23 protein-coding genes are annotated in these 20,121 nt (G+C 39.9%); 10 read left to right on the forward strand and 13 right to left on the reverse strand.

Annotated elements, in window-relative coordinates:
• Nucleotides 1-22: 22 nt before the first annotated feature.
• A complete protein-coding gene (locus tag RM553_RS08805; RefSeq protein ID WP_311534552.1) occupies nt 23-466 on the reverse strand; it encodes an Hsp20/alpha crystallin family protein in 444 nt (147 codons plus the stop codon).
• Between the two features lie 180 nt (nt 467-646).
• On the opposite strand from RM553_RS08805, the gene RM553_RS08810 reads away from it, so the two are divergent.
• The gene (locus RM553_RS08810; protein ID WP_311534553.1) at nt 647-1,954 is read left to right on the forward strand and encodes a DUF2254 domain-containing protein; all 1,308 of its coding nucleotides are present in this window, start codon (nt 647-649) and stop codon (nt 1,952-1,954) included.
• A gap of 15 nt (nt 1,955-1,969) precedes the next feature.
• Nucleotides 1,970-2,206, forward strand: a complete 237-nt coding sequence (locus tag RM553_RS08815) for a DUF1456 family protein (protein ID WP_311534554.1) — start codon at nt 1,970-1,972, stop codon at nt 2,204-2,206.
• A 115-nt stretch (nt 2,207-2,321) separates the two neighbouring features.
• Here RM553_RS08815 and ettA read toward each other — a convergent pair whose 3' ends face one another.
• From ettA to RM553_RS08830, 3 genes are all read right to left on the reverse strand, one after another.
• The gene (gene ettA / locus RM553_RS08820) at nt 2,322-4,013 is read right to left on the reverse strand and encodes an energy-dependent translational throttle protein EttA (protein ID WP_311534555.1); all 1,692 of its coding nucleotides are present in this window, start codon (nt 4,011-4,013) and stop codon (nt 2,322-2,324) included.
• A gap of 110 nt (nt 4,014-4,123) precedes the next feature.
• Nucleotides 4,124-4,603 (reverse strand): DinB family protein, encoded by a 480-nt coding sequence (locus tag RM553_RS08825; RefSeq protein WP_311534556.1) that lies wholly within the window; start codon nt 4,601-4,603, stop codon nt 4,124-4,126.
• Between the two features lies 1 nt (nt 4,604).
• Nucleotides 4,605-4,784 (reverse strand): CAL67264 family membrane protein, encoded by a 180-nt coding sequence (locus RM553_RS08830; protein ID WP_311534557.1) that lies wholly within the window; start codon nt 4,782-4,784, stop codon nt 4,605-4,607.
• Nucleotides 4,785-4,961: 177 nt separating this feature from the next.
• On the opposite strand from RM553_RS08830, the gene RM553_RS08835 reads away from it, so the two are divergent.
• The 4 genes from RM553_RS08835 to RM553_RS08850 all read left to right on the forward strand — a co-directional run bounded on the left by RM553_RS08835 (nt 4,962) and on the right by RM553_RS08850 (nt 8,855).
• Nucleotides 4,962-6,590: an acyl-CoA carboxylase subunit beta gene (locus RM553_RS08835; protein WP_311534558.1), complete on the forward strand. Its 1,629-nt coding sequence runs from the start codon at nt 4,962-4,964 to the stop codon at nt 6,588-6,590.
• A 77-nt stretch (nt 6,591-6,667) separates the two neighbouring features.
• Nucleotides 6,668-6,880, forward strand: coding sequence for a hypothetical protein (locus RM553_RS08840; RefSeq protein ID WP_311534559.1), 213 nt, complete (start codon nt 6,668-6,670; stop codon nt 6,878-6,880).
• Nucleotides 6,873-7,172, forward strand: coding sequence for a hypothetical protein (locus tag RM553_RS08845; RefSeq protein ID WP_311534560.1), 300 nt, complete (start codon nt 6,873-6,875; stop codon nt 7,170-7,172). Before RM553_RS08840 ends, RM553_RS08845 begins: the two co-directional genes overlap by 8 nt.
• Before the next feature lie 51 nt (nt 7,173-7,223).
• A complete protein-coding gene (locus RM553_RS08850; RefSeq protein ID WP_311534561.1) occupies nt 7,224-8,855 on the forward strand; it encodes a M1 family metallopeptidase in 1,632 nt (543 codons plus the stop codon).
• An 88-nt stretch (nt 8,856-8,943) separates the two neighbouring features.
• Here RM553_RS08850 and RM553_RS08855 read toward each other — a convergent pair whose 3' ends face one another.
• From RM553_RS08855 to holA, 7 genes are all read right to left on the reverse strand, one after another.
• Nucleotides 8,944-10,068, reverse strand: coding sequence for an AMP-binding protein (locus RM553_RS08855; RefSeq protein WP_311534682.1), 1,125 nt, complete (start codon nt 10,066-10,068; stop codon nt 8,944-8,946).
• Nucleotides 10,069-10,148: 80 nt separating this feature from the next.
• On the reverse strand, nt 10,149-11,051 hold the full coding sequence (locus RM553_RS08860; protein ID WP_311534562.1) for a CPBP family intramembrane glutamic endopeptidase: 903 nt from the start codon (nt 11,049-11,051) through the stop codon (nt 10,149-10,151).
• A 3-nt stretch (nt 11,052-11,054) separates the two neighbouring features.
• Entirely contained in the window at nt 11,055-12,092 is a 1,038-nt protein-coding gene (locus RM553_RS08865; protein WP_311534563.1) for an o-succinylbenzoate synthase, read from the reverse strand.
• A 207-nt stretch (nt 12,093-12,299) separates the two neighbouring features.
• Complete coding sequence (locus RM553_RS08870) at nt 12,300-12,497, reverse strand: four helix bundle protein (protein ID WP_311534683.1); 198 nt, start codon at nt 12,495-12,497, stop codon at nt 12,300-12,302.
• A gap of 54 nt (nt 12,498-12,551) precedes the next feature.
• A complete protein-coding gene (locus RM553_RS08875) occupies nt 12,552-13,232 on the reverse strand; it encodes a metal-dependent hydrolase (protein WP_311534564.1) in 681 nt (226 codons plus the stop codon).
• Nucleotides 13,233-13,325: 93 nt separating this feature from the next.
• Nucleotides 13,326-14,228: a 1,4-dihydroxy-2-naphthoate octaprenyltransferase gene (gene menA, locus RM553_RS08880; protein WP_311534565.1), complete on the reverse strand. Its 903-nt coding sequence runs from the start codon at nt 14,226-14,228 to the stop codon at nt 13,326-13,328.
• 3 nt (nt 14,229-14,231) lie between these two features.
• The gene (gene holA, locus RM553_RS08885) at nt 14,232-15,236 is read right to left on the reverse strand and encodes a DNA polymerase III subunit delta (RefSeq protein ID WP_311534566.1); all 1,005 of its coding nucleotides are present in this window, start codon (nt 15,234-15,236) and stop codon (nt 14,232-14,234) included.
• 70 nt (nt 15,237-15,306) lie between these two features.
• Between holA and RM553_RS08890 the strand changes: the two genes are divergently transcribed.
• The 4 genes from RM553_RS08890 (at nt 15,307) to RM553_RS08905 (ending at nt 19,093) form a co-directional block, all read left to right on the forward strand.
• On the forward strand, nt 15,307-15,759 hold the full coding sequence (locus tag RM553_RS08890; RefSeq protein WP_311534567.1) for a type I restriction enzyme HsdR N-terminal domain-containing protein: 453 nt from the start codon (nt 15,307-15,309) through the stop codon (nt 15,757-15,759).
• A 77-nt stretch (nt 15,760-15,836) separates the two neighbouring features.
• Entirely contained in the window at nt 15,837-16,835 is a 999-nt protein-coding gene (locus RM553_RS08895; protein ID WP_311534568.1) for a glycosyltransferase family 2 protein, read from the forward strand.
• An 86-nt stretch (nt 16,836-16,921) separates the two neighbouring features.
• Nucleotides 16,922-17,770 carry an OmpA/MotB family protein gene (locus RM553_RS08900; protein WP_311534569.1) on the forward strand — a complete coding sequence of 283 codons (849 nt, stop codon included), beginning with the start codon at nt 16,922-16,924 and terminating at the stop codon, nt 17,768-17,770.
• A 198-nt stretch (nt 17,771-17,968) separates the two neighbouring features.
• Nucleotides 17,969-19,093 (forward strand): hypothetical protein, encoded by a 1,125-nt coding sequence (locus RM553_RS08905; protein WP_311534570.1) that lies wholly within the window; start codon nt 17,969-17,971, stop codon nt 19,091-19,093.
• Between the two features lie 83 nt (nt 19,094-19,176).
• Here RM553_RS08905 and RM553_RS08910 read toward each other — a convergent pair whose 3' ends face one another.
• Both RM553_RS08910 and RM553_RS08915 read right to left on the reverse strand, forming a co-directional pair.
• On the reverse strand, nt 19,177-19,797 hold the full coding sequence (locus RM553_RS08910) for an L-threonylcarbamoyladenylate synthase (RefSeq protein ID WP_311534571.1): 621 nt from the start codon (nt 19,795-19,797) through the stop codon (nt 19,177-19,179).
• A 53-nt stretch (nt 19,798-19,850) separates the two neighbouring features.
• On the reverse strand, nt 19,851-20,060 hold the full coding sequence (locus RM553_RS08915; RefSeq protein ID WP_311534572.1) for a hypervirulence associated TUDOR domain-containing protein: 210 nt from the start codon (nt 20,058-20,060) through the stop codon (nt 19,851-19,853).
• Nucleotides 20,061-20,121 lie beyond the last annotated feature (61 nt).

Below are 20,121 nucleotides of genomic sequence, written 5' to 3' on the forward strand. Positions count from 1 at the left end.
TTTGTAAACTAAAACCAGTTTATCAGGCAATTTCGATAAGGCGTTTAGGCTGAACCTTAGCTTCTTCCCTTTTAGGCAATGCAATTTGTAACACGCCATCATTATAGCTGGCAGAAATTTGCTCGCTGTCTACAGAATCGGGCAAGCTAAACGCCCTTTTAAAAGTGGTATAGCTAAATTCTTTCCTGGTAAACCTTCCGTTTTTATCAGAAGTTTCGTTTTCTTTTTTCTCTTCGGAAGAAATAGTCAAGACATCATTTTCCAATTCAATATTAAAATCATCTTTCTTCTTACCAGGCGCAGCTACTTCCACAGAAAAAGCCTCATCGGTTTCCTGAATATTTACAGCCGGAATTGTGGTTCCAATACTGTTTACATTTGTAGTTCCACCTAACCAATCAGTTTTAAACATATCGTCAAAAACTGATGGCAGCCAGTTGGCCTCGTTTCTTTTGATTAAACTCATAGCTTCAAATATTTTAAGGTTATTATTTTTTGTTTTCACAAGGTATATAGCAATTCAAATTCCAAACCGGATTTCAGACAATATGTCGCTTAAATTCTTAATATTAGCGCCATATTGTCATTAAAATGTTTTTAATGGTTATAGACGTGAAGTTTCCTATATTTAACAAGAAATGATTCCATGGAGCACCTGTTTAATAAAATATTCTCTTTTTTAAATTCTGTACAAAGCAAAATAGCCTTTTATCCTACTGTACTGGCTGCTCTGGGCTTCAATTTCGCATTTTTTATGATGTACCTTGAAGACAGGGGTATATCCAAATATCTCCTGGAAACCATTCCGGTGCTGGTGGTAGATAATGGCAATACCGCCCTTACCCTGTTGAGTTCTTTCATAACAGGTTTAATTTCTATGATGGTTTTTAGTTTTTCCATGGTAATGGTTTTATTAAACCAGGCATCCAGTAACTACAGTCCCAGGTTATTGCCCGGACTTATTTCTGATAAAAATCACCAGATAATCCTGGGAATTTACCTCTTTACTATCCTGTATTGCATTTTTATTCTCTTTTCTATTCAGCCTACAGGAGACAAATACCAGATTCCCGGCTTCTCGGTGTTATTAGGAATTTTGTTTACCGTGATTTGTATCTGCGCTTTTATTTATTTCATCCATAACATTTCGCAAAATATCCAGATCAATAACATCCTGGATAAAATCTTTAAACTTTCCGAAAAACGGCTGAAATATCTCATTGAGGCTGAAGATGGGGAACTTGAGGAATTTCCGGATACTTCAGGCTGGCATGAATACCATACCGAAAAAACTGGATATTTTCAAAATGTAGCCCTGAAGAATATCAGGCATATTTGTGAAAGAGAAAACACCCAGGTTTACATCCTGCCCGTAAAAGGAATTTTTGTGCTACAGGGAATCCCGGTATTCAAATCCAGGAAAGAACTGGATAAAGAAACTATAGATGAAATTCTGGACAATTTTAATTTTGCCCGTGGCGAGTTGGTGGCAGATAATTACGCCCTTGCCTTTAAGCAAATTACTGAAATTATTGTAAAAGCAATGTCTCCTGGTATTAATGACCCGGGTACCGCTTTAAATGGAATTGATTATCTCACCGAACTTTTTGCCCTTCGCATGTTAAAGCGGGATGAAAGCATGATTTCAAAAGATAAAAAAGTGTATATAAAACTTTCTACCATTAACTTTGAAAGGCTTATGTATAATGTTCTTGCTTCTATAAGATCGTATTGCAAACATGATGTTATCCTGGTTCAAAAACTAACAATTATGTTCATGTACCTAAAATCCCAAAAAGCCAGTCATTCCTGTTATTATGATGTAATAGATAAAGAAGCTGCCGCGCTGCTTGCAGATGCGCAAAATGCTATTTCTAATGAAAGGGACTGTGAGGTAATAATGTCTCTGGCGAAAAAACTTGGATTAAAAACCGATACTTTTGAAAAGGAATAACTTATTTTTGCAGCTATGGCATTAACAAACAATGATATTTTCAAAAAATTGAGGGTGGCTCATAAATTACGCGATGACGATATTGTGCAAATTTGCGCACTCGTAGATTTTAAAGTCACCAAAAGCGAACTGGGCGCAATTTTCAGAAATGAAAACCATCCCAAGTATGTGGAATGCGGAGATCAGTTTCTGCGGAATTTCCTAAATGGGTTAATTATTCACCTTAGAGGGCCAATGCCTGAAAAGAAATGAGACTGTAAACTGTAGACTGTAGACTGTAGACTGTAGACTGTAGACTGTAGACAAAATTAAAAAAGGAGTTGAACAGAATGAGTTCAACTCCTTTTTTTTGATAATGGCTTAGGTTTTACCTTACCAGTTTCTTGTATTTTATCCGTTTTGGCATCACGTCTCCGCCAAGGCGTTTTTTCTTATTTTCTTCATAATCTGAAAAGCCTCCTTCAAAGAAGTACACCTGCGAATCTCCTTCAAAAGCGAGAATATGGGTGCACACCCTGTCCAGGAACCAGCGGTCGTGAGAAATAACCACCGCGCACCCGGCAAAATTCTCCAGACCTTCTTCCAGGGCCCGAAGCGTGTTTACATCCAGGTCGTTGGAAGGCTCATCCAAAAGCAGTACGTTTCCTTCCTCTTTCAGCGTCATGGCCAGGTGCAGCCTGTTGCGTTCCCCGCCCGAAAGCATGTTTACCTTCTTGTTCTGCTCACTTCCGCTGAAATTAAACCGGCTAAGATAGGCTCTGGAATTTACCTGCCGGCCACCCATCATTACCAGTTCCTGCTCATCGCTGAAGTTCTGCCAAATGGTTTTCTCAGGATCAATATCGGCATGGCTCTGGTCTACATAAGCTATTTTCGCGGTTTCCCCTACTTCAAAATTACCTTTATCGGGCTGCTCCTCTCCCATTATCATCTTGAAAATAGTGGTTTTACCAGCTCCATTAGGCCCGATAACCCCCACGATTCCCGCCTGCGGAAGTTTAAAATTAAGATCTTCATAAAGCAGTTTATCTCCAAAAGCTTTACTTACCCCATTAGCCTCAATCACGTTTGTTCCCAGCCTTGGGCCATTAGGAATATAGATTTCAAGTTTTTCATCTACCTGCTTCTGGTCCTGGCTAAGCAGTTTATCGTAATTATTTAAACGTGCCTTCTGCTTGGCCTGCCTTCCTTTAGGATTCATCTTTGCCCATTCCAGCTCCCGTTCCAGGGTTTTCTGACGTTTACTGGCCTGTTTTTGTTCCTGCGCCAGGCGTTTGGATTTCTGGTCCAGCCAGGAAGAATAATTGCCTTTCCATGGAATGCCTTCCCCGCGGTCCAGTTCTAAAATCCATCCGGCAACATTGTCCAGAAAATAACGGTCGTGAGTCACCGCGATCACTGTTCCCTTGTATTGCGCAAGATGGTGTTCCAGCCAGTGAACAGATTCGGCGTCCAGGTGGTTGGTAGGCTCATCCAGAAGCAAAATATCCGGCTCCTGCAATAACAACCGGCATAGTGCAACCCGTCTTCTTTCCCCTCCGGAAAGCACCCCTATTTTCTTTTCGGCATCTGGAGTTCGCAGGGCATCCATTGCAATTTCAAGCTTGGTATCCAGCTCCCAGGCGTTGCTGGCATCAATTTTATCCTGAAGTTCTGCCTGCTTATCCATTAGCTTCTGCATCTTATCGGCATCTTCATAAACTTCAGGCAAACCGAACATATCGTTAATCTTGTTGTACTCATCAAGAACCGCAACGGTTTCTGCCACACCTTCCTTAACCACTTCTAAAACCGTTTTTTCGTCGTCAAGTTTAGGCTCCTGTTCAAGGTAGCCTACGCTGTAACCCGGGGAGAATACCACATCGCCCTGGTAATTGCTGTCTTCCCCGGCAATAATACGCAGCAGGGTGGATTTACCGGAACCGTTAAGCCCCAAAATCCCGATCTTAGCCCCGTAGAAGAAACTGAGGTAGATATTCTTAAGAACAGGCGTATTCGCGTTTTTATAAGTTTTGGTGACCCCGGACATGGAGAAAATCACCTTTTTATCATCTGCCATATTTTAGAATTTTAATGATATAAATATTCTGAAAAGCCACGATCGGCTCCTTCAGAAGTTATGCAAATATCCTAAAATTAAGTCAGAAAAAATTATTGTGCGGTTAAATATCAGCTTTTGTGCAAGCCCAGCAACCTAAGAATAACAATTAACTGGCCCGTATGGTAAGAAGTATGTTCTATTACCAGCATCAGCTCCCTTAACAGGCTGTGTTCTGTGCTATTCTTTACCGGATGCATCAACTTGTTTTTGTTATCCATAACAAAATCTTCAAAATCCTTCCGGCAGTCAAAATAATCGGCTTTGAGGTCTTCCCATTCTTCCTCGGTCTCGGGAGATGGCTTTTCCGGCCAGTAATCGTCTGGCCAGTTTGCACTTTTATAAGAATCTGCAGTGCAATATTCAACTATATCTTTTTGAGCATAATGAATATGGTAAAACAGCTCATAAAAAGAATATGGCAGTGAAGCGGGACGTTTCCCGATTTCTTCAAAGGGGATTTCATCTAAAAACTTTCCCAGGGAAAGGTAAGCTTCCCCTCCCTGTAAATGTTTGACCAGTTGTTTCTTTACCTCTTTTTCTGAAGCCATATTAAACTCTGCCTTTTAATGCGTTAAAAGCCCATGAAATTGCGAAAAATCCTATTCCTACTACTGAAAATCCTATGGCATATTCCAGGTATTTCAATACTCCCAATAAAATGACTGCTGCCCCTATAATGAACAGGACGAATGAAGCCCACCCGAAGATGGTATTTTTATTCATTCCCATATTTTTCCAGTTTAAATAAAATGCGCAGGTATATAATTCTGCTTTTAAATTTTACAATAGACTTGATTTTGTATTTTAGCTAAAAACCAATTTAAGGGAGTTTTTCCTGAAAGTGTCTTAAAGATATACCAATATTTTTTGGCTTCACTTTAAAAAGTTTAAAAATACAAGAGAACGATGAATATCAACTTCAATAAAAATGAAGACCATAATAAACTTCTGGTTGCTGACCTGAACCACAAATTAAAACAAGTTAAGCAGGGCGGCGGAGAGAAAAGAATAAAAAAGCACCACGAGAAAGGCAAAATGGCCGCCCGGGAAAGGATAGAATTCCTGTTGGATGAAGGCCGGGAAAGTATTGAAATTGGGGCCTTAGCGGGCGAAGGCATGTACAAAGAGCACGGCGGCTGCCCCAGTGGCGGGGTAATTGTAAAAATTGGCTATGTTTCGGGCAAACAATGTATTGTTGTAGCCAACGACGCCACTGTTAAAGCAGGTGCCTGGTTCCCCATAACCGGCAAGAAAAATCTACGGGCGCAGGAAATTGCCATAGAAAATCGATTGCCTATTATTTATCTTGTAGACAGCGCAGGGGTTTATTTGCCTATGCAGGATGAAATTTTCCCCGATAAAGAACACTTCGGAAGGATTTTTAGGAACAACGCGGTAATGAGCAGCATGGGAATTACCCAGATAGCGGCCGTAATGGGAAGTTGCGTTGCCGGGGGCGCGTATTTGCCAATTATGAGCGATGAAGCGCTGATTGTTGAAAAAACCGGCAGCATTTTCCTGGCTGGAAGTTACCTGGTAAAAGCGGCCATTGGGGAAAGTGTGGACAACGAAACCCTTGGCGGTGCCACCACTCATTCTGAAATTAGCGGCGTTACCGATTATAAAGCTAAAAATGACGCAGATGCACTGGAGAAAATCCAAAACATCATGGATAAGATTGGAAATTTTGATAAAGCCGGTTATAATCGGAAAAAGGCTATAAAGCCTAAAGAAGATGAAAATGAGATCTTCGGAATTTTGCCTAAAAAACGCAGCGACCAGTACAATATGATGGAGATTATAAAGCGGATGGTCGATAATTCTGAATTTGAAGAATACAAAGCAGGTTACGGCCAGACAATTATCACCGGTTATGCCAGGATTGACGGTTGGGCTGTGGGAATTGTTGCCAACCAGCGTAAAATTGTAAAGACAAAAAAAGGCGAGATGCAGTTTGGCGGCGTGATCTATTCCGACTCTGCCGACAAAGCCACAAGGTTTATCGCCAACTGCAACCAGAAAAAAATTCCGCTGGTGTTCCTTCAGGATGTTACAGGTTTTATGGTGGGCAGCAAAAGCGAGCATGGGGGAATTATTAAAGACGGAGCTAAGATGGTTAATGCGGTTAGCAATTCTGTAGTGCCGAAATTTACCGTGATAATTGGCAATTCCTACGGCGCTGGAAATTATGCCATGTGCGGAAAAGCTTACGACCCCCGGCTGATATTTGCCTGGCCAAGTGCAGAACTTGCGGTAATGGGCGGCACACAGGCAGCAAAAGTGCTGGCCCAGATCGAAACTGCCTCGATGGCAAAAAAGGGCGAAAAAGTAGATGAAGAAAAAGAGAAGGAGGTTTTTGAGAAACTCAAAGCTAAATACGACGAGCAGACTTCAGCCTATTACGCGGCCGCAAGGTTGTGGACAGACGCGGTAGTAAATCCGCTGGAAACCAGAAAATGGATCTCCATGGGGATTGAAGCCGCCAATCATGCTCCCATTCAGAAAGATTTTAACATGGGCGTGATCCAAACATGAGTCAGAAAGACAAATTTTCAAGCCTCAAATTAATATCTTTATCCATGTAAAAAAATTCAACTTTTAACACTGCTAAAATGAGAGAAGTAACCCTTAAAATTCCCGATAAGAAGCTGCGTTTTTTTCTGGAACTAGTGGAGCAGTTAGGTTTTGAAATTTCCAAGGAGAGCATACCCCCTTCTGAAGAGCACAAATCTACAGTAAGAAAAAGAATAGAACAATCCCAGCAGAATCCCGAACGTCTTTTGGAATGGGAAAATGTGCAGGAAAATTTCAAATTTAATGAGTGAATTCCTCATTAAGATAGAACCAGAAGTCATTAATGATATTCAGGAAGGAATTAATTGGTACAATAAACAGCAACAAGGCCTTGGCCGCTTATTTTATGCAGAAGTAAGAACAACTTTCAATAGCATAAGAATTAATCCTTACTATCAGATCCGATATGACAAAGTACGGTGTCTTCCTCTAAAAAAATTCCCTTACATGGTTCATTTCAGTCTTTCGGAAAAAGAAGATCTGATTATCATACGGGGAGTATTTAATACTGCCGATTCGCCAAAGAAATGGCAAAGAACTTAGTTCTTAATTAAGGGTATCGCGGCAAAAAGAAAATATTATAATATTGAAAATATGAAGATTTTTGTAACAATCAGTCTGCTTTGCTTCGGTCTGCACGCTTATTCCCAGGTGCTAAGCAATAAAGAAGGCAAATATACAGAAGCTGATACGCTAAGAGGTTCCCTTAGAAAAGAGCGCGCTTACGACGCGTTAAAATACCACCTTAAACTAAGGGTTGTACCCGAGAAAAAATTTATTTCGGGTTCCAATACTATTACTTTTAAAGCTGAAGAAAAACTGCCGGTAATGCAGGTAGACCTTTTTGAAAATATGAAAATCGATTCTATTATCCATAAAGGCAAAAAGCTTAACTACGAACGCAAATACAATGCGGTTTTTATCAATTTTAAGAAAGCACTTAGCAAAGGAAAAAAAGATTCCATCAGGTTCTACTATTCGGGCAATCCCATAGTTGCAGAGCGTGCGCCCTGGGATGGCGGATTTGTTTGGACACAGGATAAGAATGGCAATCCCTGGATTGCAGTTGCCGTACAGGGCACCGGCGCCAGTTTATGGTATCCCAACAAAGATCACCAGAGTGACGAACCTGAAGAGGTTTTAAGCGAAATTGAAGTCCCCACCGGCCTCACCAATGTTTCCAACGGCAGGTTGCTGGGCAGCGAAGATTTAAATGACGGTTATACGCGTTGGAAATGGAAGGTTACAAATCCTATTAACAACTACGATGTGATCCTGAATATTGGAAAGTACGCCCATTTTCATGATGAATATAAAGCCCTGGACCTAGATTATTACGTGCTTGAGTATAACCTTGAGAAGGCAAAGAACCAATTTGAGGAAGTTCACCCCATGATGGATTGCTTTTATGAAAAAATGGGGCCCTACCCTTTTCCGGAAGATAGCTATAAACTTGTGGAAACTCCCTACCTGGGAATGGAACACCAGAGTGCCGTGGCCTATGGGAACAAATACATGAAAGGGTATTTAGGCAATGACCTCTCCGGCACCGGCCTGGGGCTTAGCTGGGACTACATTATTATCCACGAGACCGGGCACGAATGGTATGGGAATAGCATTACTGCAAAAGACATTGCCGATATGTGGATTCATGAAGGCTTTACCACTTATACCGAAGGAATTTACGTTGAATGCCAGAAAGGGAAAGAAGCCGGCTTAAAATACATTAAAGGCCTTAGAAGGAACATTGGAAACCAAAGCCCTATAATTGGAGATTACGGTGTGAACGCTGAAGGTTCGGGAGATATGTACTTTAAGGGCGCCAACCTCTTAAATACCATCAGGAGCATTTATAAAAACGATGAGCTGTGGTGGAATACTTTAAGGGAATATACTGAAACTTTTAAGCACCAGACTGTCACCACCCAACAGGTAGAAGATTTTTTTAATGAACCTATTGCCACCAACCTTCAGCCGGTATTTGATCAGTATTTAAGGGAAAAAGGGATTCCTGAGCTTCAGTTTAAAAGAGACGGTAATACTTTTTCTTACCGCTGGAAGGCCGATGTGCAAAATTTTAAAATGCCTGTTGACGTCTTTATCAAAGGAGAAGAAAAAAGGATCCTGCCTACCGAAAACTGGCAAAAAATGCAGCAGCCTTTAGATAAAGAAGATATTGAAGTTAATGACCTGGAATTTTATATCAACTCTAGGTTTTATGAATAACAGGCTTTCATTTCAATTTATACTGGAGAGGCAACAGCTAGAATTTTTGCATTGTTAAAGAAGAACTCCACTTCTTAAAAATGGTTTCTTATTGTTCAGGCTGATTTTCTTTTCCGGATAACCTCCTGCTTTTAACCGTATTCTCCCGGTGGATTTTTCCTGAAGAAGTTTCTTCAAATTTCTCGATGAGATATATTTTCTTCGGAACTTCATATTTATCGAGAGTATCCAAGGCCTTTATATTTTGTGTCAAAGATTCCAGCAATTCTTCGGAAAAATCATTTTCCACAAAGAGCACGACTTTATCTCCCAAAGCATCGTCCGGAAGGGAAGTAATAAAAAACCGCTGATGGATTACGGAGCTTATTTTCTTCTCCACCTCTTCAGGATAAATTTTAATACCTCCTGAATTAATAACATTATCAATCCTACCTTTCCATTGAAACTTTTTGTAAGTGAGAATATCCACAATATCATTGGTCACCACCACTTCATCTGAAAGTTTGGGAGCTTTAATCACCAGACAACCCCTCTTATCCTTAGAAATATTGATATTAGGCAAAACTTTAAATGCCCTTTCTTCGTCTTTTCTTTTGACGGGATTGAGCCTTCGGGCGGCTATGTGCGTAACCGTTTCTGTCATCCCATAAGTTTCATAAACCTTGGTTTCAAGATCCCTTACCATGTCTTTAATCCTAAAGGAAACTGCTCCCCCACCCACAATAAGCTTTTTTATTAGGTGAAGTCGTCCCACAGAATTATCTAGCTGAAAGGGAGTCATGGCACAAAAATCATATCGTTTAAAAACCTGATCCAGCGGAGTGGAGGAAGGAGGAATAATGTCCAATTGCCAGCCCAGCACCATCGCCCGCACTAACATCATTTTACCGGCAATGTAATTTGCGGGAAGGCATAGCAGGGCGGTTGTTTTCTCCGGAAGGTCAAAAAATTTTGAAGTAGCCAGTGCAGAATTTATCATATGCTCTTTTTTGAGCCTGATTTCCTTTGGCTTGCCCGTAGAACCTGAAGTTTTGCTAATTACATAGGCAGAAGGTTTAAGCCAGTCCAGCAAAAAGCTTCCCAGTTTTTCTTCAAAAGCCTCTCCTTCTTTTATAAAACTATAAGCCACCTGCCGGAGTTCAGCATTGGTAAAATGCTGCTTATTAAGCCTGAAATCGGGGTGCGTTTCCGGTATCCTGTATTTTTCCGTCATAGCCAAAACCAAAATAGAATTCTTTTGATTATTGGAAGTTAACAAATAGCTAGGATAGTTTTAAGGTTTTTTAGAAAGTTTTAAGTATTTGATGGTACGACTTTTCCGAATAATTTATTTTTCCAGTTTTTCCAGCCATACTTTTTCGCCAGTATAAAAAGAAAAACCGGGTAAATCACAAATATGGGAATTAGCACATCCCAACCTGCTGAAGGTTCAGAAACATCTTTTAGAATAGAATCGGTTTGGAAAGCCGTCCAGTCGGCAGTAACCAGTAAAGCGGTGATCAGGTTGTTGGCAGCATGAAAACCCAGTGCCAGCTCCAGGCCTTCGTCCATAAGCGTTATAATTCCCAGCATAAATCCTGTTCCTATATAATAGATCATGATGATATTTCCCAATTTGGTAACTTCTGGATTAAAGTAATGCAAGCCACCGAAAATTACAGAAGTTAAAATAAGCGGTACCCACCGGTTTTTTCCCAATAGCCCCAGCCCCTGCATAAGGTATCCGCGAAAAAAGTATTCTTCGAAACTCGTTTGTAATGGAATAAGCAGAACCGAAATAATTACCAGATAAAGAAATGGCTCCGGCCTGAAATTATAGAGATAATCATTGGGATTACTGTAATAATCGGCAACAATAATAATAGTGTTTACAACAGCCACCAAAATAAAAGCGAATCCAAACCTGCCCCAGTCCACTTTTTTACGGGAAGTTGTTAACGCACGTATGGGTTGCCGATGGATATATTTTACCCAAAAAAGAAGTCCGCCAAGAAACAACACAAATGCACTAAGATTCTCGGCCAGAACACGGTTGGCGCCTTTACGTGCAATTTCTTCCTGCATAAACTGATTCATGTCAATTTCAAGGAATTCCACTGCCACATAATTAAGTGCCATAAGGCCAAAGAACAAAATGGGAATAACCAAATATTTCCAAAAAGATTGAGTGTACTTGGATGCCTGAGCTATAAACATTTTTTATAATAAATTAACCTTCCAGGATTTCTCCGGATTATATTGAATTTTCCCTTTTTTTACCTCCAGCGGAGAATCGAAATTGTTTGTGTAGAGACTTCCAGTCCCCAGCCCCTGTGGCATTCTGTTTTGCCTGGTATAGGTCCACTGGGAGATAGCATTTAACCCAATGTTACTTTCCAAAGCACTGGTTATCCACCAGCCTGTATTATTTTCTTCCGCTAAAGTGAGCCACTCCTGTGTACCTCTATACCCCCCAATTAGGCTGGGCTTAAAAATCACGTACTGTGGCTTTATGATTTGTAGTAATTCCCGCTTTTTTGTTACATCAAAAACGCCAATCAATTCTTCATCCAAAGCAATTGGCAAAGGAGTTTTATCACAGAGATTTGCCATTTCCTCCGGTTGCCCCTGTTTAATAGGTTGTTCTATACTATGAATTTCAAATTCACTCAGCTTTTCGAGTTTTTCCAGGGCTTCAGCAGGAGCAAAAGCTCCATTGGCGTCTACTCTTAGTTCTATTTCTGCGGAAGTGAATTCCTGCCGGATAAATTTCAGAAGATCAAGTTCAGCTTCAAAATCAATCGCCCCTATCTTTAGTTTAATACAACTAAAACCTGCTTCAATTTTTTCTTCAATCTGGGATTTCATGAAACTTTTCTCCCCCATCCAGATGAGGCCGTTTATAGGGATGGCATCTTTTCCTGCTGTAAATTCTGAAGGAAATAGCTCAAAGGAATTTTCTGCATTAAAAGAGCGAAAAGCCATTTCCAAACCAAACTGTATGCTGGGAAATTCCTGTAATTCTTCCATGAGCTTCTCTTCTCCAAAATTGATGTTTTCGCAAGCCCATTTTAGCTTTTCCTCATAATCCGGCCGGTCATCCACGCTCAGCCCGCGCAGAATTCCACATTCGCCAATGCCTTTTTTATCTCCTTCGGAAATTTTTAGAAACCACGTTTCCTTAGTAGTAAGAACGCCCCGCGAAGTTCCGCTGGGGCGTTTAAAATTGAGGATGTACTTTTTGTATTCTGCAATCATTGACAAATTAGATGTTAGGGTTCGAAGATTATTAGACGCCTTAGCTGTTATTCCAATTTTTTATAGCAGAACGAAATTTTGAAATCATTTTTATAATTGCTTCCAATTTAAACTGTAAATCCATTAGATCTTTTTACTCAAAAAATACAAATCATTTGCAATAAGAATCTGGGTTTCTATCTCATAACAAGCCCCTATTGCAATTCCTTAGAATCTACTGAAATCTTTTGCTGATTCTCGGCAAGCACCTTCTGCAATATTTGAAGGTATAGAAACACCTGCCCTTCTTAGCTGGTTTACGAGCCCAAACTTTTCTCCTTCAGGAATCTTCAGTGACCTTATAAATATCTTTACAAAAGCTCCGGCTCTTTTTCCAAATTTCCAGCTCTTTGAACCTGTGCATATTTATAAGATGCTTACTAATCTAACTATTCTAATTATCCAACATTCTGATATAAATCATAGTTCTATACTTTCGCCAATTTCCAGCAGCATCAGGTCCTTTCCTTTTTCATAGAATTTCTTTTTGGCCTCTTCATGGTCAATTTCAATATATCCAAAAGTATCATAGTGGCAGCCAAGAACCTTATCACATTCTACAAAATCACTGGCTACTATAGCATCATCAACTCCCATGGTAAAATTATCACCTATAGGCAGCACGGCAAGATCAAGTTTGGTACTCATTGGGATCAGTTTCATATCCATCGTCAGAGCAGTATCGCCGGCAATATAAATGTTCTTATGCTCACTTTCTATCACAAAACCTCCTGACTGGCCGCCGTATTTTCCATCGGGAAAAGAACTGGTATGGATAGCATTTACATATTTTACCTTTCCGAATTCGAAATCCCAGCTCCCCCCGTGATTCATCGGGTGAACTTCTATGCCTTTTTCTTCGTAATGGTTGGCAATTTCGAAATTAGCAACGATTACCGCGCCTGTATTTTTGGCTATTTCTTCAGCATCCAGGGTATGGTCCTGGTGCGCGTGTGTAAGCAGGATAAAATCTGCCTTCAGATCTTTTATATCAATTTTATCTTTAGCCAGATCGTTTCCTGAAATAAAAGGATCTACCAGCACATCTACATCTCCTATCTTAAGGCCCAGGGCATTTTGTCCGTAAAAAGTAATCTTCATAATTAAAATTTTCAGGTTAGGTTATAAAAATAAGGATAAGCATAAAGAAGCCCGGATTAGCATAATATATAATTTTGTTAAACTTAGATGGTATTAAAGCACCTGGCCTATTCCGAAGAGAAGCGCAGCTGCAAAAGTTGAAAGGGACAGGATTTTAAGCTCTGGATCAAGCATCATGGGAGTAGTATTTTGATATACCCTTTTCAGATGAAAAATTAGTGGTATAAATGCCAGCAGATACAGTAAATCTGTATAATTCTCAAAAGAAAAGGCGGTATAGGCAGAGAGGCAGACAAAAGCGGCCAGAATGAGAAAGTAATGATACTTCTTTGCTCTGGCACCCCCTATTTTTACCACCAGGGTATTTTTACCCGACTTTTCATCGGATATCCTGTCCCGCATATTGTTGAGGTTTAGCACTCCTGCGCTAAGAAAACCGAAAGCCGCGGCAGGAAGTATCACTTTCCAGTCCCAAATATGAGCGTAAAGAAAATAGGATCCGTAAACCGCAACCAGGCCAAAAAATATAAAAACAAAAATATCCCCCAGTCCGCGATAGCCATAAGCCGAATTTCCAACGGTGTACTTTATAGCCGCCGCAATCGCTCCCAGGCCAAGGAAAAAGAAAATCAGCGCAAAAACAAAATTTTCAGTTCCAAAAGCAGCATATATAAGCAGCAGGGCGAGAATTAACGTTATTACCGTTGTAATTATAATGCCAATAAGCATCTCCTTCTGGCTAATAATTCCGCTTTGGAGCGCCCGCATTGGCCCTACCCGGTCTTCATTATCTGTGCCCTTTACGCCATCTCCGTAATCGTTGGCAAAGTTGGATAAAACCTGTAGGCCTAAAGTGGTTCCCAGGGCAAGACAAAATATCCCAATATTAAAAAATCCTTTTTCCACGGCTATGGCTGTACCTGCTAAAATTCCGGAAAGAGATAAGGGCAACGTCCTTAATCTTGCGGCACTTATCCAGGAGCTTACTTTTTTCATGGATTAATGCATTATTTTTACGAGAAGTTCCTTTAGCAAATCCCCCTGGGAGATACTAACCGCACCCACTCCTTTGCTTTTTACATCGGTTTCATGCAGCATAGCGATGACGGCGCTCACTTTTTTCATGGGATAATTTTTAGCCCCGGTTACATAATCGCCAACAAAATAAGGATTCACCTTTAATTGTTTCGCAACATTGCCTTTGGATTTATCAGGAAGGCCATGATACTGCAGCAATTGGGAGAAATAGGAAAATAACAGCGAGATGATCACCACTATTGGATTATCCTTTGGATTTTGCGCAAAATAATTGATAATACGGTGCGCCTTAAGGGAATCCCTCATCCCTATTGCTTTTCGCAACTCGAAATTATTAAAATCCTTGCTGATGCCGATATTTTCCTCAATTAATTCCGGCGTAATAACAGTTCCTTTGGGCGAAATCAGTTGAAGTTTCTGAAGCTCATTATCGATTTTGCCCAGATCTATGCCTAAAAATTCAACGAGCATTTGTGCAGCTTTGGGAGAAATACTGTATTCCCTGGATTTTAAAGTATCCTGGATCCATCCCGAAACCTGGTTTTCATAAAGCCGCTTACTTTCAAAAATTACCCCCGTTTTTTTCACGGCTTTGTACAGTTTCTTGCGCTTGTCTATTTTTTTATATTTATAGCACATCACAAGCGTGGTGGTGTGCTGGGGCTTTTCGGCATAATCTACTATATTTTCAATAGTACGGGAAAGATCCTGTGCCTCTTTTACAATTATCACCTGCCGTTCAGCCATCATGGGATATCTTTTCGCGTTGCTCACAATATCCTCTACTGATACATCGCGCCCGTACAGGGTCATCTGATTAAACCCCTTCTCTTCCTCTTTCAGGACATTTTCAGCAATAAAATCAGCAATTTTGTCTATATAATAGGGTTCTTCCCCCATTAAGAAATATATAGGATCAATTTTACCGTTTTTAATATTGTTTACAATTTGTCTTGCTTCTTCCATCAGGTAAATCAGGGTCTTTAAATCTGTAGTTTTTAAGGCAGAATTTTCTATTCTTTCTTATTTTTGGCACATGCAAGCACTCAATTTCCCGCATTATAAATTCCGCTTCAAAAATAATCAAAATAAAACAGCTGTTTTTGACAAACTGCGGAAAAAGTTCGTCATCCTTACCCCGGAAGAATGGGTAAGGCAAAATTGCGTACGGTTTATTTCTGAAGAAAAACATTATCCGGAAAGTCTGATAAATGTTGAAAAACAACTGAAAATTGGTGAGCTTACCAAACGCTATGATGTCGTGGTTTTTAAAAATGACGGCAGTATTCATTTGGTAGTGGAATGCAAAGCTCCAAATATTAAGATCACACAGGGAACTTTTGACCAGATTGCCAGGTACAATATGAGCCTAAACGCGAATTACTTAATGGTCACCAACGGCATCCAGCATTATTTTTGCCAGATGGATTACCAGAATGAAAAATATAAATTCCTGCCTGAAATTCCCGCTTTTAGAAACAGACCTTAGACTTTCGAAATTAGAAAAAGAGAAAAGACAACAGGAAACACGCAACCAAAACAAAAAGAACAACCCAAAACTAACCAATGACCACAGCTGTAGTAATTTTAAACTGGAACGGAAAAGCGCTTCTTAAAAAGTTTCTTCCTTCCGTGATTGCGCATTCCCGCGAGGCTAATATATACGTGGCAGATAATGCCTCTACTGATGGTTCGGTGAATTTTCTACAGCAAAATTTTCCTGATGTAGCAATTATTCAGAATAAACAGAATGGCGGTTATGCCAAAGGATATAACGATGCCTTGATGGGGCTGGAAGAAGAAATCCTCATCCTGCTAAACAGTGATATTGAGGTAACCCGGGACTGGATTAAGCCAATGCTGGAAATTTTTAAAAATGAACCAGAAGTGGCAGCTGTGCAGCCAAAAATTTTAGACTATAACCGTAAGAAGCACTTTGAGTATGCCGGTGCTGCGGGCGGATATATAGATAAGTATGGTTATGCCTTTTGCCGCGGAAGAATTTTTGAGGAGATTGAAGAAGACCATGGCCAGTACAATGATGACGCTGAGATTTTCTGGGCCAGCGGCGCCTGTTTGGCCATAAGGAACAAGCTATTTATAAAGGCACGCGGATTTGACGAAGATTTTTTCGCCCACCAGGAAGAAATAGACCTCTGCTGGAGGTTGAATAATATGGGGTACAAAATAAAATATGCCGGAAAATCGGCCATCTTTCATGTTGGCGGGGCGACTTTAAGCAGTATAAATCCGCGTAAGACTTTCTATAATTTCAGGAACAACCTTTACCTCCTGCTTAAAAATTTGCCTTCATCAAAGCTTATCCCGGTTCTATTGATGAGAATGCTATTGGACGGCGTTGCCGCACTACGCTTTCTAGGGCAGGGAAAATTTAACCATTTCTTTGCAGTTTTCCAGGCACACATGGATTTCTACAGCCATTTTTCAGCCATAAAAAGCAAGAGAAAAAATCCTCCTGCGGGGGCGGGATATTTCAGGATCAAATCTATCGTATCTTCCTATTTCTTAGCAGGTAAAAGAAAATTTACAGAATTAGCAGATTAACGCCAAAGAAATGTTAAATCTACTTTTTAGCTTAGCTTTTTTTTGATACTTTTGGCATCATCTAACATTAATAATATTATCGAATTATGAAAAAAATCATGCTTTTGTCGGCAACCGCCGCTATTGTGCTTTCTTCATGCGTTTCCCAAAAAAAATACGCTGAATTGGAAGCCAAGCAACAAGAAACCCAGGACCAGTTAAACACAGCAACCGTAAAACTAAACTCCTGTCTGGAAGATAAAGAAAATCTGAACAGGCAAATCACAACTTTAAACAACACAAATGCTGCGTTACTAAATAACGTTGGAGACCTTGCCACTTTATCTAAAAAAGAGGCTGAAAACCTTGAGCGTTCCCTGGAAAGTATTAAAGAAAAAGACATGGCTATTAAGACCATGCGTGATGCCATCAACAAAAAAGATTCTGTAACTCTTGCTTTGGTTACCAGCCTTAAAGGTGCTTTGGGTAATATTAGTGATGAGGATATTGAAATTAATGTTGAAAAAGGAGTGGTGTACGTTTCTATTTCAGACAAGCTTCTTTTCGAAAGCGGGCGATACAACGTGACAGAAAGAGCTAAAGAAGTTCTTGGAAAAGTAGCTACTGTTGTTAAAAACAAACCGGACATCGACTTTATGGTTGAAGGTCATACTGACAGTAATCCTATTAGCACAAATTGTCTTGAAGACAACTGGGACCTTAGTGTGAAAAGAGCTACTTCTGTAGTAAGAATTCTGCAAGACGAATTTGGTGTTGAGCCAAAACGTATGACCGCTGCTGGTAGAAGTGATTATGTGCCTATTGCATCAAACGATACCGCAGAAGGACGTGCCAAGAACAGAAGAACACGTATTGTCGTTCTTCCTAAACTTGATCAGTTCTACGGAATGATTGAAGAAGGAATGAAAGAAGCTAACCAGGCTTCTCAGGAATAAATCTTCATCAGGAAAGATTTTAAACCCCGCCAGCGAGCGGGGTTTTTCTTGAATAAAATTCAACCAAAAATAGATTCTGCCTTATATCATTCATAATAATTGTAAAAACGTTAATAATTTTAACAATATTTCCTCCTCCTGATAAAGTTCAAATTATATATTTGGCTTATTAAAATTTTAACCATAAAAAAATATTGAATGAAAAGTACAAAGATTAAGGTAGCTCTATTGGCTTTATCTCTTGGAGTAGCAACAGTTTCCTGTGAACAGGATACAGTGGAAGAAATTGGGAACAATCCCACAACACAATCTTTAGAGAATAAGATAGGTTTTCCGGAACTTATCCCTCAGGGAAGCAAAACTGCAGTACCTGAAACAAGTGAAAATCTGGGGGTTTTATTTCGTAATGCCGTAGCACCTTCAGAATGTAGCACAACGGAACTTACCATTGTTCAAAACAAGTATATTACGGATATAATTAATGACCCTGTGGCTTTGGCCAACAACGGGATATATTCCGACCTTAATTACTACTACAGCTATTATCTTGCAGATGGCGATCAGTATTTTGGTGCAGAAGGAGATTACACCAAACTGATGATAAAAAGACAACGGGAACTGGTTAAATTCTGGGATATGCCAGTGGAAATTCGTGTTAACGGACAACACACCGCAACCTTGAACGACAGAGATAAAATTGCTGAAGTTTTTGAAAATTTTTATGGTTTCAGAGTTAACGGCGTTTTTGTACCTCTTACCACAGAACAAGCATATGCACAGGCTGATATTATCCTGGAGCTAAATGAAAGTTCTCCTAACTTACCGGAGAACCCTTATTTTGCTACTGACGGATTTGCATCCACTAACCGAACAATTGTTATTGGCGATGGATTGCCAACATGGTTGTCGGAAACTGGTATAGATGAAGGTATTGTATGGACAGGAATTCTTGCCCACGAATGGGCACATGAGATCCAGTTTTTAAATTATGCCGACTGGTATCCTTACGGTGCAGCACAAGATCCTGCTGCAGATACAAGATATACAGAGCTTGAAGCTGATTTTATGGCTGCCTATTATATGACTCATAAAAGAGGCGCCACCTATAACTGGAAAAGAGTAGAAGAATTTTTTGATCTATACTTCCAGATTGGGGACTGTGGATTTTCCAGCAGTGGGCACCATGGAACTCCTCTTCAGAGATTGGAAGCAGCACGCCAGGGTTATGAACTTGCCCATAACGCACATAAACAAGGTCACATCCTGACACAACAGGAAGTTCATGAAGCTTTTGTTTCCGTTATTGGAAGTATTGTAGATTAAGTATAATACTGCAGCTTAGAAAATAAGAAAGCCTTCCGGAATTCCGGGAGGCTTTCTTATTTTTTCGTTTATAATGATTAACCTTACATAATCTCCACGCTGCCTTTGCCTTCACGGATTACTTCCGGCGTAGCAGTGGTAAGGTCAATAACCGTGGAAGGAATATTATTCCCGTAGCCTCCATCTATTACGATATCCACCAGATTATCCCATTTTTCTTTAATAAGTTCAGGATCTGTGGTATATTCCAGGACCTCATCATCATCTTTTATTGAAGTTGAAACAATAGGATTCCCTAAACCAGATACCAGAGCTTTACAAATATTATTATCCGGAACACGAATACCAACAGTTTTTTTCTTTTTAAAAACGCTTGGCAAATTATTATTCCCCGGCAATACAAAAGTATATGGCCCCGGAAGGCAACGCTTTAAAATTTTAAAAGTGGCAGTATCGATTTGTTTCACATAGTCGGAAAGATTGCTCAAATCTTCACAAATAAAGGAGAAATTTGCCTTTTCCAGCTTCACTCCTTTAATTTGGGCAATTTTCTCCAGGGCAGAGGTGTTGGTAATGTCGCATCCCAAACCATAGACCGTATCTGTGGGATAAATTACCAGTCCACCGTTTCTTAAGGTATTAATGACCTTTTGTATCTTGTTTTGTTCAGGATTTTCATTGTAGATTTTCAGTAATTCCGCCATAGATCGAATTTTAAGAATATGAATAAGTGCTATATAAAATTTTTCTCCTGAAGTTACGCCTTCTCCACTTCACTTTCCAGCTTCAGCACATGATCCCCATCTTCCTGCATTATATACAAGGCTCTATTATCTTCTTCTCCATGCCGGGTCACTTCGTTCCCTTTTATTTTTCGAGTAACCGTATTGGCAAAAGCAGATTTTACTTTGCCCACACCTTCACCATTTCCCCAGTTCCATTTTACTTTAGTGCCCTCCTTTATCATTTTTTATTTTGAATATAAAAATAAAGAAAGAGATAAAAAGCCTCTATAACAGAAGTTTAAC

This window comes from Autumnicola tepida (assembly GCF_031846485.1).
Classification (GTDB): Bacteria; Bacteroidota; Bacteroidia; order Flavobacteriales; family Flavobacteriaceae; genus Autumnicola; species Autumnicola tepida.

Excerpts from the sequence above, each read along its gene's own strand:
- RM553_RS08805 (WP_311534552.1), bottom strand. The coding sequence starts at position 466 with ATGAGTTTAATCAAAAGAAACGAGGCCAACTGGCTGCCATCAGTTTTT.
- RM553_RS08810 (WP_311534553.1), top strand. The coding sequence starts at position 647 with ATGGAGCACCTGTTTAATAAAATATTCTCTTTTTTAAATTCTGTACAA.
- RM553_RS08815 (WP_311534554.1), top strand. The coding sequence starts at position 1,970 with ATGGCATTAACAAACAATGATATTTTCAAAAAATTGAGGGTGGCTCAT.
- ettA (WP_311534555.1), bottom strand. The coding sequence starts at position 4,013 with ATGGCAGATGATAAAAAGGTGATTTTCTCCATGTCCGGGGTCACCAAA.
- RM553_RS08825 (WP_311534556.1), bottom strand. The coding sequence starts at position 4,603 with ATGGCTTCAGAAAAAGAGGTAAAGAAACAACTGGTCAAACATTTACAG.
- RM553_RS08830 (WP_311534557.1), bottom strand. The coding sequence starts at position 4,784 with ATGGGAATGAATAAAAATACCATCTTCGGGTGGGCTTCATTCGTCCTG.
- RM553_RS08835 (WP_311534558.1), top strand. The coding sequence starts at position 4,962 with ATGAATATCAACTTCAATAAAAATGAAGACCATAATAAACTTCTGGTT.
- RM553_RS08840 (WP_311534559.1), top strand. The coding sequence starts at position 6,668 with ATGAGAGAAGTAACCCTTAAAATTCCCGATAAGAAGCTGCGTTTTTTT.
- RM553_RS08845 (WP_311534560.1), top strand. The coding sequence starts at position 6,873 with ATGAGTGAATTCCTCATTAAGATAGAACCAGAAGTCATTAATGATATT.
- RM553_RS08850 (WP_311534561.1), top strand. The coding sequence starts at position 7,224 with ATGAAGATTTTTGTAACAATCAGTCTGCTTTGCTTCGGTCTGCACGCT.
- RM553_RS08855 (WP_311534682.1), bottom strand. The coding sequence starts at position 10,068 with ATGACGGAAAAATACAGGATACCGGAAACGCACCCCGATTTCAGGCTT.
- RM553_RS08860 (WP_311534562.1), bottom strand. The coding sequence starts at position 11,051 with ATGTTTATAGCTCAGGCATCCAAGTACACTCAATCTTTTTGGAAATAT.
- RM553_RS08865 (WP_311534563.1), bottom strand. The coding sequence starts at position 12,092 with ATGATTGCAGAATACAAAAAGTACATCCTCAATTTTAAACGCCCCAGC.
- RM553_RS08875 (WP_311534564.1), bottom strand. The coding sequence starts at position 13,232 with ATGAAGATTACTTTTTACGGACAAAATGCCCTGGGCCTTAAGATAGGA.
- menA (WP_311534565.1), bottom strand. The coding sequence starts at position 14,228 with ATGAAAAAAGTAAGCTCCTGGATAAGTGCCGCAAGATTAAGGACGTTG.
- holA (WP_311534566.1), bottom strand. The coding sequence starts at position 15,236 with ATGGAAGAAGCAAGACAAATTGTAAACAATATTAAAAACGGTAAAATT.
- RM553_RS08890 (WP_311534567.1), top strand. The coding sequence starts at position 15,307 with ATGCAAGCACTCAATTTCCCGCATTATAAATTCCGCTTCAAAAATAAT.
- RM553_RS08895 (WP_311534568.1), top strand. The coding sequence starts at position 15,837 with ATGACCACAGCTGTAGTAATTTTAAACTGGAACGGAAAAGCGCTTCTT.
- RM553_RS08900 (WP_311534569.1), top strand. The coding sequence starts at position 16,922 with ATGAAAAAAATCATGCTTTTGTCGGCAACCGCCGCTATTGTGCTTTCT.
- RM553_RS08905 (WP_311534570.1), top strand. The coding sequence starts at position 17,969 with ATGAAAAGTACAAAGATTAAGGTAGCTCTATTGGCTTTATCTCTTGGA.
- RM553_RS08910 (WP_311534571.1), bottom strand. The coding sequence starts at position 19,797 with ATGGCGGAATTACTGAAAATCTACAATGAAAATCCTGAACAAAACAAG.
- RM553_RS08915 (WP_311534572.1), bottom strand. The coding sequence starts at position 20,060 with ATGATAAAGGAGGGCACTAAAGTAAAATGGAACTGGGGAAATGGTGAA.